The 12,164-nt window shown below is 62.6% G+C and carries 9 protein-coding genes; 3 read left to right on the forward strand and 6 right to left on the reverse strand.

The genetic code is table 11. From position 1 onward, the window contains the following. Positions 1-12 precede the first annotated feature (12 nt). Complete coding sequence (locus HB676_RS01575) at positions 13-1,413, forward strand: MFS transporter (protein WP_213735885.1); 1,401 nt, start codon at positions 13-15, stop codon at positions 1,411-1,413. A 103-nt stretch (positions 1,414-1,516) separates the two neighbouring features. Here HB676_RS01575 and purH read toward each other — a convergent pair whose 3' ends face one another. The 3 genes from purH to HB676_RS01590 form a co-directional block, all read right to left on the reverse strand. Beyond that, entirely contained in the window at positions 1,517-3,109 is a 1,593-nt protein-coding gene (gene purH, locus HB676_RS01580) for a bifunctional phosphoribosylaminoimidazolecarboxamide formyltransferase/IMP cyclohydrolase (protein ID WP_213735886.1), read from the reverse strand. Positions 3,110-3,202: 93 nt separating this feature from the next. Then, a complete protein-coding gene (locus HB676_RS01585) occupies positions 3,203-4,918 on the reverse strand; it encodes a heparinase II/III family protein (RefSeq protein ID WP_213736111.1) in 1,716 nt (571 codons plus the stop codon). A gap of 153 nt (positions 4,919-5,071) precedes the next feature. Continuing rightward, a complete protein-coding gene (locus HB676_RS01590) occupies positions 5,072-6,424 on the reverse strand; it encodes a transcription antitermination factor NusB (RefSeq protein WP_213735887.1) in 1,353 nt (450 codons plus the stop codon). 204 nt (positions 6,425-6,628) lie between these two features. Between HB676_RS01590 and HB676_RS01595 the strand changes: the two genes are divergently transcribed. Beyond that, the gene (locus tag HB676_RS01595) at positions 6,629-6,847 is read left to right on the forward strand and encodes a DUF1674 domain-containing protein (protein ID WP_213735888.1); all 219 of its coding nucleotides are present in this window, start codon (positions 6,629-6,631) and stop codon (positions 6,845-6,847) included. Positions 6,848-6,996: 149 nt separating this feature from the next. On the opposite strand, the gene HB676_RS01600 is transcribed toward HB676_RS01595, so the two are convergent. Both HB676_RS01600 and acs read right to left on the reverse strand, forming a co-directional pair. Then, positions 6,997-7,509, reverse strand: coding sequence for a L,D-transpeptidase (locus tag HB676_RS01600; RefSeq protein ID WP_213735889.1), 513 nt, complete (start codon positions 7,507-7,509; stop codon positions 6,997-6,999). A 613-nt stretch (positions 7,510-8,122) separates the two neighbouring features. After that, positions 8,123-10,075, reverse strand: a complete 1,953-nt coding sequence (gene acs, locus HB676_RS01605; protein ID WP_213735890.1) for an acetate--CoA ligase — start codon at positions 10,073-10,075, stop codon at positions 8,123-8,125. Between the two features lie 367 nt (positions 10,076-10,442). Between acs and HB676_RS01610 the strand changes: the two genes are divergently transcribed. Then, positions 10,443-11,615, forward strand: coding sequence for a DNA topoisomerase IB (locus tag HB676_RS01610; RefSeq protein WP_213735891.1), 1,173 nt, complete (start codon positions 10,443-10,445; stop codon positions 11,613-11,615). A 135-nt stretch (positions 11,616-11,750) separates the two neighbouring features. On the opposite strand, the gene HB676_RS01615 is transcribed toward HB676_RS01610, so the two are convergent. Continuing rightward, positions 11,751-12,164 (reverse strand): EVE domain-containing protein, encoded by a 414-nt coding sequence (locus HB676_RS01615; RefSeq protein WP_213735892.1) that lies wholly within the window; start codon positions 12,162-12,164, stop codon positions 11,751-11,753.

Here is a 12,164-nt window from a genome sequence, read left to right on the forward strand (position 1 = left end):
GACATTTCGAGCATGGCGGTCGTCACTTCGGATCCAGCCACTTCAGATTCGGGCATTGCGGATAAACCGCGGACCTATCCGCCGCGCTCGGCGGTTATTAGCTGGATCTTCTTCGATTGGGCCGCGCAGCCCTATTTCACCCTGATTACCACCTTTGTCTTCGCACCCTATTTCGCGACTCATGTCGCGGCGAATCCCGCCAGCGGGCAATCGCTGTGGGGCTTTGCCACCGCGGCTGCGGGTCTGATCATTGCATTGTCGTCGCCGGTATTGGGTGCCATCGCTGACGCCAGCGGCCGTCGCAAGCCATGGATTGCGGGATTCGGCGCGCTATTGGTGATCGGCTCCTGCCTGATGTGGTTCGGCAAGCCCGGAGATCCCGGCGTCATTCCGCCGCTGCTGTTCGCCTATGCGTTGGCCACGATCGGGGCTGAATTCGCCACCGTGTTCAACAACGCGATGATGCCGACGCTGGTGCCGCCGGACAAGATCGGGCGGTTATCAGGGACCGGATGGGCGACCGGCTATATCGGCGGTATCTTCAGTCTCATTCTCGTGCTCGGCTTTCTCGCCGCCAATCCCGAGACCGGACGTACGTTGTTCGGATTGATGCCGCTGTTCGGTCTCGATCCCGTCTCGCATCAGGGCGATCGCATCAGCGGGCCGCTGACCGGTGTCTGGTTCATCATCTTTGTGCTGCCGATGTTCTTGCTGACGCCGGATTATCCCGCCAGGCACTCGGCGCGCGACGCCTTGCGCGAGGGATTGAGCGAACTCAAGGATAGCTTACGTGAATTGCCGCAACAGAAATCGATGGCGGCGTTTCTGCTCGCCAACATGATCTACACCGATGGCCTGGTGTCGCTGTTCGCGTTCGGCGGTATCTATGCGGCGGGGACGTTCGGCTGGAACACGATCCAGATCGGCACCTTCGGAATCATCCTGGCGATCGCCGGCACTTTCGGGGCGTGGCTCGGCGGCAAGCTCGATGATTCCTTAGGACCAAAGCGCGTGATCGCGGGCAGCATGTTGCTGCTGCTGTTGGCGATCATCGCGATCCTGCTGGTGGACAAGGATTCGATCCTGTTCATCAAGGTCGCAGCGCCAGCGTCCGGTGGCGCGCTGTTTTCCGGCGCCGCTGAGCGCGCCTATCTGGTGCTGGGATGCCTGATCGGCGCGGCCGGCGGCCCGCTGCAGGCGGCATCGCGCACGCTGTTGATACGGCTGGCGCCGAAAGATCGCATCGCGCAGTATTTCGGACTGTTCGCGCTGACCGGAAAAGTCACGTCCTTCATCGGGCCGCTGCTGATCGGTATCGTCACCGCGGTAACCGCCAGCCAGAAGGCCGGCATGGCGGTGCTGGTGTTGTTTTTCGTCGGAGGGCTGGGATTGTTGGGGAGGGTGAAAGATTGATTTTCCCTCGTCATGCCCGGGCTTGACCGGGGCATCCATCGTGCTTTGAAGATCTCGTTACGAAGGAGATGGATTGCCGGGTCAAGCCCGGCAATGACGGCGTTTAATGCCTGAAATGCCGCACGCCGGTAAACACCATCGCGATCCCGGCATCATCGGCGGCTTTGATCACTTCGTCGTCGCGGATCGATCCGCCGGGCTGAATCACCGCGGTCGCGCCGGCTTCGATCGCGACGAGCAATCCATCGGCAAATGGAAAGAATGCATCCGACGCCACCACGGACCCCTTGGTCATGGGGGCCGCAAGTTTCAATTCATCGGCGGCGTCCTGTGCCTTGCGCGCGGCGATGCGCGCGGAATCGACCCGGCTCATCTGTCCGGCGCCGATGCCGACGGTTGCGAGATCCTTGACGTAGACGATGGTGTTGGATTTGACGTGCTTGGCGACCCGAAATGCGAATTTGAGGTCGCGTAACTCGGCCTCGGTCGGCGCGCGTTTGGTCGCGACCTTCAGCGTCATGCCGTCGACCGTGGCATTGTCGCGACTCTGCACCAGCAGTCCGCCGGCCACGGTTTTCGCCGTCAGTCCGATCGCGCGCGGATCCGGCAGCGCGCCCGCCACCAGCAGCCGCAGATTTTTCTTCGCGGAAACGATCGCGATGGCTTCTTCGGTGGCATCGGGTGCGATGATCACTTCGGTGAAGATTTCAGTGATCGCGCGCGCGGCATCGGCATCCAGTGTCTGGTTCAGCGCGACGATGCCGCCGAAGGCCGACGTCGAATCGCAGGCCAGCGCCTTGCGGTAGGCGCTGATCAGGTCTTTGCCTTCGGCCACGCCGCAGGGATTCGCATGCTTGACGATGACGCAGGCGGCCGTGCGCGCCGCGTCGAACTCGGCGAGGCATTCATACGCCGCGTCGGTGTCGTTGATGTTGTTGTAGGACAGCTCCTTGCCCTGAAGCTGCCGTGCGGTCGCAACGCCCGGACGCTTGTCGGGCGTACGATAGAACGCCGCGGTCTGATGCGGGTTCTCGCCATAGCGTAACGCCTGAATCAGGCGGCCACCAAAGGCGCGGAAATCCGGCGCCTCGGTCTTGAGTTCGTTGGCGAACCAGTTCGAGATCGCGGCGTCATAGGCCGCGGTGCGGGCATAGGCCTTGGCGGCCAGCCGCCGCCGCAGCGTCAGCGTGGTCGCGCCTTGGTTGGCGGCGAGTTCGTCGAGCACGGCCTGATAATCGGCGGCTTCGACGACGACGGCGACATCGTCATGGTTCTTGGCCGCGGCGCGGATCATCGCCGGGCCGCCGATGTCGATATTCTCGATGCACTCCTCGAAGTCCGCGCCCTTATCGACGGTCGCTTCGAACGGATAGAGATTGACCACCAACAGATCGATCGGCGCGATGTCGTGGTTCTTCATGGCTTGCGCATGTTCGGCATTGTCGCGGATCGCCAGGAGACCGCCATGCACTTTCGGGTGCAGGGTCTTGACCCTGCCGTCCATCATCTCCGGAAACCCGGTCAGTTCCGAAACGTCCCGTACCTTCAATCCGGCAGCGGCAATGGCCTTGGCAGTGCCGCCAGTGGAGACGAGATCGACGCCGTGGCCGGCCAGCGCGCGGGCGAATTCGATCAGTCCGGATTTATCGGAAACGGACAGCAATGCGCGGGTGACGCGGCGCGGGTGATCGGTCATGTCGTGGTCCTATCTGGCAAGCCCGCCCGGTAGCACGGTTTGGGCGGCAGCGAAACCGTAGCTCGGCAACGGATAATACCTTGGCCACATTTATTACAGCGGCAGTTCCGGCTCGCGGCGTGCGTTACGTTTTGCCGTGGTCGCGGAAGGGGATGCGGTCGAACGCGTGAAACTCCAGCGGATCGAGGACGCCTGCCGCGAATCCTGGCGGATCACGATCTGGGCGGTGCGCCGGGGTCCGTCGTTTCCGGCCAGAAACACGCTGTCCTCAAGTTCGACCTTGTCGTCGAGTGCCTCGAAGGTCCAGACATCGCGGTTGGGCAGCACCAGCATCACGCCGCGCGCGTCGCTGAGCCGGCTTGCCTTGACCGACGGATGCAAATGAAACCGCAGCGCATAGTCGGTATTGGTCCCTTTGATCCGGCCGCCGGGTGCGGGCGTCAGGGAGTCCTCGCCATCAACCCGCGCGCCGTCATGCGCCAGCATCAGCACCCGGCGATGCACCACGCCGAACTTGTCGAGATAGCCGTCATGTGACGTGGTCAACAACACGCCATTATCGATCACCTCGCGATAGCTTTCCACGACGGTCGGCCCGCCGACGATGGGCGCGCCTCGCAGCATCCGTTTCACCGCGGAGAGCTCGACGAAATGGCAGGACGAGGTTTCGTGATAGGTCAGCGTCGAATGCGCCGGTGTGCCGCGCGCAAAACTGCGCCAGTTGTCGCGGCCGGTGGCGGGCATGCCGCAATTGATCACGATCCGGCTCGGCCCCGACGATAATTCGAACGATAGGCAGCCGGCATGGGCGTCGTGACTGAGGTTCGGCGGCGGCGGTGCGCCGGTATCCATGATGATTGTGGTGGCGCCGGCGTCGAGCCGCTGAAAGCCGGTATGCGGCATATGCGCCATCGGCGCACCATGGGCATCGTCGTAGGCCAGCAGGGTCGCCAGCAGATCGGAAGGCGCGCTGCTCATGCCGTTGAACATCGCGAAACTGCCGTCGCCATGGCGGAAGAAGCGCAGCATCGGCATCATGCGATCGATCGCGTTCAACAGTGCCGGCGGCGGCGCGATGTTGCGGGCGGCGAAGGTTTGCCGCAGCGGCAACAGGTCGATCAACAGCTCGATCAATGCGCCGGGATTGCGCGAGATATGTCCGCCATCGGGCAGAATCTGGCGCTGCAATTCGTCGGAGAGTTTGCGCGCAGCGGAGCGGATGTGCCGCGCCTGGTTGGCGAGGCAGAGTGAGGCGTAGCACAGCGCAATCAGCACCTGCAGCCGCGGCACCCCGTCAGGGATATCGAGCATGGTGTAGCGCATATAGCGGATCTCGCGGGTCAGGCCCCGCAGATAGCGCCGGTAGAATTTGCCGTCGGTGTCGCCGAGTACCAGCGGCGCCTGCGACAACAGCGAGATCACGCGGCGCGCGGCCACGTCGGCGCGGCGGCTGATCGGCCGCTTGTGTCCCTGATTGGAAATCCAGTCGTCGACCAGCGAGCGCGCATTGGCGCGGGTCAGCGCGGTATCGGCCGCGCGCAGATGCCTTAGCCACCCGAAGCCGAGAAGCGCCACCTCCCAATCTTCCGACGGCGGCTCGAGATCGAAGATCGAGCGGCCATGGCAGGTTACGATCTTGCCGGCAAACACGAAGCGCCCGGCATAGATTTCGGCTGCCCGGGTGGCGTCGGCGGTACGCAGGTCATGCGGCGCGATGATCAAGCGATCGGTACGGCCGGGCCACAGCCGGGATACCGCGACAGAGCCACCGCTCGCACGCGCCATCATGTTCCGCGCGAAACGGCCCATGATCAGCGTCGAGATTCGTCTGCGGTGAGCGACCGACACGCCTTACCTTGTTTGGGAGGATTCTCTCGCGAATCCTTTTAATCCGGAAACGCGGCCAAGACACCATCTTGCAAGGCGCGAATCACCGCATCGGTTGCGAAATGCGGTGCAAAATCAGGATTTAACAAGTCTGGCGGCGTAAAAGCCGTCGAGGCCGCCCAGCCGGGGGTCCTCGCGCGGCAGGTGGCAGGGCAGGGTGCGCAAATCGCCTTCCGCGGTCAGGATTTCGGTGAGACCCGCGACTTCGCCGGCCTCGATCGGGACGCGGCGCATCGTGGACTCGGTGGCCAGAAGCGCCGAGACGACCTGCTCGCCCTCTTCCGGTTCCAGCGAACAGGTGCAATAGACCAGCATTCCGCCCGGCTTCAGCCGGGTGACGGCCTTTTGCAGTAATCGTTTCTGCTGTGCCGCCAGCGCGGAAATATCGGATTCCTGCCGGAGCCAGCCGACATCGGGATGACGCCGGATCGTGCCGGTCGAGGTACAGGGCGCATCGAGCAGGATACCGTCGACGTCTCCCTGGCTTTCCTGACTGAGCCAGTCGGCCGCATCGGCTACCGCGGTCTCCGCCTCGAGCTTCAGTCGCGCCAGATTGTCACGCAGCCGCGCCATCCGGCTGGGCGAGCGGTCGACGGCCGTGACGCGCGCGCCGGCCTGCACGAGCTGGGAGGTCTTGCCGCCGGGCGCGGCGCAGAGATCGACGATAGTCTTGCCGGCGATATCGCCGAACAGGCGCGCCGGCAAAGCGGCGGCGGCGTCCTGTACCCACCAATGGCCCTCGTTGAACCCCGGCAGCATCGTCACCGATCCCTGCAACAGGGTGCGAACCGACCCCGTGGCGAGTATTTCGCCGTGCAGCCGCGTCGCCCATTGTTCCGCGTCGGACTTCACGGTCAGATCGAGCGATGGTTCATGGCCGATCGCCACCGCGATGTCGCGCGCGACGGTCTCGCCGTAATGGGCGATCCAGCGCGCGAGCAGCCATGGCGGCACGTCGAGCGTCTGCGACTTGACCTCCTCGATCAGCGGGTGTCCCTCGCGCGCGCAACGGCGCAGCACGGCGTTGACCAGCCCGGCATATTTCGCGGCCCGCCGATCCGACTGCACCAGCCGCACCGACAGATCAACCGCGGCGTGGTCGGGCACATCCATCCAAAGGATCTGCGCGGCTCCGATCAGGAGCGCACTTTGCGCACGTGGGGCGTCGGTCGGAATGCCGCGATCGAGCAGCCGCGACAGCACATGACCCAGCGTGCCCAGCCGCCGCAAAATCGTCGCCACCAGACGCCGCATCAAGGCGCGGTCGCGGTCGGAGAGATTTTTCAGTCCGGGGTGGGCGGCCGCGCCATCGAGTTGCTCGTCGAGCGTTCGGTGCTTGTGCAGTACACCGTCAAGAATATCCGCTGCGATCCGCCGCGCCGCTAGACCGGGCACTTCGGATGGCAAGGCAAATCGTTGTGGGGGCATGGAGCGGGAACATCTCGCGGTATCGGACAGCTACTCGCATTTCAGCTTTTGCCGTCAAAAGGGAAGACACCTTTGGCAGGGGAATATGCCAAATGTAAGAATCGCCTTTATGACTTCACAGTTCGGGTGTGAGCTGTCTACGGAAGTATTGAATCTGATGGGCCAGCCATCTTGATTAAGCCAACTTAGCGGCTGGAGAGTGCGATGACAGACAATCCTTCACTGCGTGAGACGACGGCACCTGTTCCCGAACGGAAACCGCTCTCGCCGGCGGCCCAGCGTGCGCTCGCTGAGGCTGAAGCGCGCCGGCAGGCGGCTATGGCTGACGCCAAGCCCTTACCCAAGGAATACCAGGGACCGAAGGGTCCGGAACCGACCCGGTACGGCGATTGGGAAACCAAGGGCATTGCCTCGGATTTTTGAGGTCGTGCGGTTTCCAAACAAAAAACCGCGCAGAGTGCGCGGTTTTCTAAAATCCTCCAACGTCATTCCGGGGCGAGCGCAAAGCGATCGAACCCGGAATCTCGAGATTCCGGGTTCGCATGCGCGCCCCGGAATGACGTTGCTTTGGATCAGCGTGTGACCACGACCGTGGTGCCGACCGAAACCCGCTGGTACAGGTCGGTGATATCGGGGTTCAGCATCCGGATGCAGCCGTAGGATACGAACCCGCCGACCGAACCCGGCACGTTGGTGCCGTGGATCGCGTATTCGCCGCCGGCCAGCGTCATTGCGGCAACGCCCATCGGATTATGCGGCGAACCGCCGGCGATCACGTCCGGGATCGACGGCTTGTCACGCTTCACTTCGGCTGGCGGCGACCATGCCGGATTGCGGTATTTGCCGTCGATCCGGGTGGTGCCGGCCCATTGCTTGCCGGACTTGCCGACGCCGACGGGGTAACGGACAGCATGGCCTGAATCGAGGATCAAATAGAGGCGGCGTTCGTTGGTATGCACAACGATGGTTCCCGGCGAATAATCGCCGCGAACGCCGACTACTTCGGGGTTCGCCTGCGCGCCGGTCGTTCCCAGCATCCCGGCCCCAATGGTCACCGCTAGCGCCACCGCAATCCTCAACGACATCACCTTCTCCAATTTCGCTTCCGTCCCTCGGGGACAGTCAAATCGACGCAAAACCCGCAAAATAGCTGACTTATCCCACCCATTTTTAACCGCGCGCGTTAACCAAACGCTTTCCGCACGGGCGCCGGGGTCAGTTCCGAGGCTGCAACAGAGGAAATGTTGGCAACAAAGTAAATGACCTGAAAACAACACTCGTCAGGAAACGAGCCGCAGGCGCGGCCTGCCACTGACGATTGCGTGAGGTGGCGAGCACTCCTCCGTCCGGACGGCCTCCGAGGACTACTTGATGCCTGTCACGACGAAGAGTGCCCATCTCGTCGGGATGTCCGGGTGATCGCCGATATATTTGGTGATGGTGTGCCGAACGAACGGATGTTGGAGTGCGTTCCTGTCAAAGGCGGATATGCGCTCCACGGAAGTGCCCTGTTCTGCACATCCGTGGAAATTTCGATCAGCCGCTACGGTTGCGGATTCGTATAGAAAAACACCGGCGGATCGGCGGCTGGTCCGGAAGCCTGCCGGGCATTCGCACCGCAAGTCATCAAGACCACGCAAAAGATCACGTGGCCCAACAAGCGGACCCAGCGGGATAACGCTTGCGCAAGGCCGCTCTCTACGTCGGGGCGTCCTTCTTGTTCTGGCGGTGTGCGACCAGATCGTCGACCACGGCGGGATCGGCCAGCGTCGAGGTGTCGCCGAGGCTTCCCGGTTCATCCTCGGCGATCTTGCGCAGGATGCGGCGCATGATCTTGCCGGAGCGGGTTTTCGGCAGGCCCGGCGCGAACTGAATGAGGTCTGGCGAGGCGATCGGGCCGATGTCCTTGCGCACCCAGGCGACCAGTTCCTTGCGCAAGGCTTCGCTCGGTTCCTTGCCGGCCATCAAGGTCACATAGGCATAGATGCCCTGGCCCTTGATGTCGTGCGGATATCCGACCACGGCAGCTTCCGATACCGCGTCATGCGCGACCAGCGAACTCTCGACTTCGGCGGTACCCATGCGATGGCCGGAGACGTTGATCACGTCGTCGACGCGCCCGGTGATCCAGTAATAGCCGTCGGCATCCCGGCGGCAGCCGTCGCCGGTGAAGTATTTGCCTTTATAGGTGGAGAAATAGGTCTGCTCGAAACGCGCATGATCGCCATAGACGGTGCGCATCTGTCCCGGCCAGGATTTGGCGATGCACAGATTGCCCTGGCATTCGCCTTCCATCACCTTGCCGTCGGCATCGACGATTTCAGGCACCACGCCGAAAAACGGATTGGTTGCCGAACCCGGCTTGAGCTTGGTGGCGCCCGGCAACGGCGTAATCAGGATGCCGCCGGTCTCGGTCTGCCACCAGGTATCGACGATCGGGCAGCGTTCGTCGCCGATCACGCGGTGATACCATTCCCACGCTTCCGGATTGATCGGCTCGCCGACGCTGCCGAGCAGACGCAGGCTCTTGCGCGAGGTCTTCTTGACCGGTTCATCGCCGGCCTGCATCAGCGCGCGGATCGCGGTCGGCGCGGTGTAGAAGATGTTGACCTTGTGCTTGTCGATCACGTTCCAGAATCGCGAATTATCCGGATAATTCGGCACGCCTTCGAACATCAGCGTGGTCGCGCCGTTGGCCAGCGGCCCATAGAGAATGTAGCTGTGGCCGGTGACCCAGCCGACATCGGCGGTGCACCAATAGATATCGCCGTCGTGATAATCGAACACGTATTGATGCGTCATCGAGGCGAACACCAGATAGCCACCTGACGTGTGCAGCACGCCCTTGGGCTGGCCGGTCGAGCCCGACGTATAGAGGATGAACAGCGGATCTTCCGCGTGCATGTGCTCCACCGGGCATTCCGCGGTCACCATCTCGGCGGCTTCGTGGTACCAAAAATCCCGCGTCGGATTCATGTCGATCTTGGCGCCGGTACGCTTGACCACGACGACCCAATCGACGCCGCCGCTCTTGGCGATCGCGGCATCGACATTGGTTTTCAGCGGCACTTTCTTGCCGCCGCGCAATCCTTCGTCAGCGGTGATCACGACCCTGGATTGGCAGTCGCTGATGCGCTGCGCGAGGCTGTCGGGGGAGAAGCCCGCGAACACCACCGAATGGATCGCGCCGATCCGCGCGCAGGCCAGCATTGCGTAGGCGGCTTCCGGAATCATCGGCAGATAGATCGTGACCCGGTCGCCTTTTTTGACGTTGCGGGTCCGCAGGATATTGGCGAACTTGCAGACCTCGTCATGCAGTTGACGATAGGTGATGTGCTTCGATTCGGAGGGATTATCGCCCTCCCAGATGATCGCGGTCTGGTCGCCGCGCTTCTCGAGATGCCGGTCGATGCAGTTCCAGGCGACGTTGAGGACGCCGTCCTCGAACCATTTGATCGAGATATTGCCCGGCTCAAAGGAAGCGTTCTCCACCTTCGTGAAGGGCTTCATCCAGCCGATGCGCCTGGCCTGTTCGCTCCAGAACCCCTGGGGGTCGCTGACCGACTGCTGATACATTTTGCGGTATTTGGCCTCATCGACGAAAGCGCGCTTGGCCCATTCCGCCGACACGTCATAAATCTTCTCGGACATTGTCCCCTCCACTCACAGCGGGCCACCCGGCGCGCGCTGGCCATCTTGATTGTTGGCGTGATTATGCGTCGCCGGGCGATGGGCGGACAAGGCGCAAACGTCTGCGACCTTGGTCGGGCTGGCTCTCGCCGCTCCGATCTTGCCCCGGAAAGCGATCACTTTCGCGTTTTGGCAAAGCCTGAAATCAACGTTATCGCGCGAATGGCTCCCATGAAAGGTATTTAGAAACCTCTGATAACTGATTCGGGACTCGCAATGGCCGGGGTTACCCCCTAAATCGCGTTTCCGGGGCCGGGCGGTCCCACCCGGAACCAAGCCATAATAAGCGGCATTACCGGATAGCAGGCGGAGCAAGGCGACTACGGTCATGACAGATCAGCAGAATTTCGAGGCTACGCGGCCCGTTTCCGCCGATCCCGCCGTAGCCTTGGCGGAAGCGCTGGGGCAATTGCCCAAAGCGGCTCCCGTAAAGGCGCCTGTCGTCAAGACATCCGCAGCCCCCGGCATCGCCGCCAAAACCTCCGTCGAAGCCTTGGCCCGCGATATCGGTCTTACCCTCGGCGACCAGAACGAATTGACCATCCGCCGGATCAAGCGCGGCAAGAACTATTCCTTCGTCCGTGCCAACGGCACGCCGATCCGCCATGTCGGCACCATCCGGCGGCTGAATTCGATGGCGGTGCCCCCGGCCTACCAGCAAGTGCGCTATTCGCCCGATCCGACCTCGCATCTGCAGGCCGTCGGCATCGATGCGGCCGGCCGGCTGCAATACCGCTATCACGCCGATTGGGAGAAGGTCCGCGAACACCGCAAGGCGCATCGCCTGGCGCGGCTGGTTGCAGCACTTCCGAAAATCCGGCGCAACGTGTCCATGCATCTGTCGGGCGACGAGCCGACCCGCGAATTCGCGCTGTCGGCCGTGATCGAGCTGATCGCGCGCACCGCGATCCGCCCCGGCAACGAATCCTATGCCCGCCTCAACGGCACCCGCGGCGCCACCACGCTTTTGAAGTCCAATGTCGTGCTGGAAGACGATACGCTGGTGCTGGCCTTCAAGGCCAAGGGCGGCAAGGCCGTGCGCAAGGAATGCGACGCAGCGAAACTTGTCCGCGCGATCGGCATTTTGCGCAGCGTGCCCGGCAAACGCATGTTTCAGTATCGCGACAATTCCGGGACCGTGCGCACGGTGTCGACCACGACCGTCAATGCATTCTTGCGCGAGATCGCCGGCATCAAGATTTCGCTGAAGGATTTTCGCACCCTGATGGCGTCAGCCGTGGTGCTGGAATCGCTGTCGCGGATTTCGCCCGCAGCCAGCGCCCGCGGCCGCAAGAAGCAGGTGCTCGAAGCCGTCCGCGCCGCCGCGGATGAGCTGTCGAACACGCCGGCGATCTGCCGCAAGAGCTACGTCCACGATACCATCGTCACGGCGTTCGAAGACGGCATCCTCGAGCGCTTCGCCGCGACGATGAAGGGCTATCGCTCGCAGTCCAAGCGCGAGCAGTTGCTGGCGCAGGTGGTTTCGGCCGCAGCGGCTTAGGCTGTTTTTCCTCTTCTGGGTCAAGAGCTGAACGCGCGACGGCCAAACCGTCATTGCGAGCGTTAGCGAAGCAATCCATTGGGAAACAAGGAAGTGTGGATTGCTTCGTCGCGTCGCTCCTCGCAATGATGAATCCTAAAGGCCGCCCATCTTGCAGACGATCTTCCATTCTTCCGCGGTGACCGGCTGCACCGACAGCCGGGAATATTTCACCAGCGCCATGTCGACCAATCGCTTGTCGGCCTTGATCGCGGCCATCGTCACCGGGGCCTTCAGCGGCTTGTCGGCTTTGATGTCGACACAAACGAACTTGCCGGTTTTGTCGGTGGGATCGGTGTAGGCTTCCTTGATGATCTCGGCGATGCCGACGATCTCCTTGCCTTCGTTGGAATGGTAGAAAAAGGCGAGATCGCCCTTCTTCATTTTCACGAGGTTCTGCCGCGCGGTGAAATTGCGCACGCCGGTCCAGGCCTCGCCCTTGGCGCCTTTCGCGACCTGCTGATCCCACGACCAGGTGGACGGTTCGGATTTCACCAGCCAGTGCGCCAT

It is taken from the genome of Bradyrhizobium sp. dw_411 (assembly GCF_018449695.1).
Taxonomy (GTDB): domain Bacteria; phylum Pseudomonadota; class Alphaproteobacteria; order Rhizobiales; family Xanthobacteraceae; genus Bradyrhizobium.

What these genes read in the sequence shown, in the direction of transcription:
- HB676_RS01575 (WP_213735885.1), top strand. Translation starts at nt 13, where the DNA reads ATGGCGGTCGTCACTTCGGATCCAGCCACTTCAGATTCGGGCATTGCG.
- purH (WP_213735886.1), bottom strand. Translation starts at nt 3,109, where the DNA reads ATGACCGATCACCCGCGCCGCGTCACCCGCGCATTGCTGTCCGTTTCC.
- HB676_RS01585 (WP_213736111.1), bottom strand. Translation starts at nt 4,918, where the DNA reads ATGGGCCGTTTCGCGCGGAACATGATGGCGCGTGCGAGCGGTGGCTCT.
- HB676_RS01590 (WP_213735887.1), bottom strand. Translation starts at nt 6,424, where the DNA reads ATGCCCCCACAACGATTTGCCTTGCCATCCGAAGTGCCCGGTCTAGCG.
- HB676_RS01595 (WP_213735888.1), top strand. Translation starts at nt 6,629, where the DNA reads ATGACAGACAATCCTTCACTGCGTGAGACGACGGCACCTGTTCCCGAA.
- HB676_RS01600 (WP_213735889.1), bottom strand. Translation starts at nt 7,509, where the DNA reads ATGTCGTTGAGGATTGCGGTGGCGCTAGCGGTGACCATTGGGGCCGGG.
- acs (WP_213735890.1), bottom strand. Translation starts at nt 10,075, where the DNA reads ATGTCCGAGAAGATTTATGACGTGTCGGCGGAATGGGCCAAGCGCGCT.
- HB676_RS01610 (WP_213735891.1), top strand. Translation starts at nt 10,443, where the DNA reads ATGACAGATCAGCAGAATTTCGAGGCTACGCGGCCCGTTTCCGCCGAT.
- HB676_RS01615 (WP_213735892.1), bottom strand. Translation starts at nt 12,164, where the DNA reads ATGGCGCACTGGCTGGTGAAATCCGAACCGTCCACCTGGTCGTGGGAT.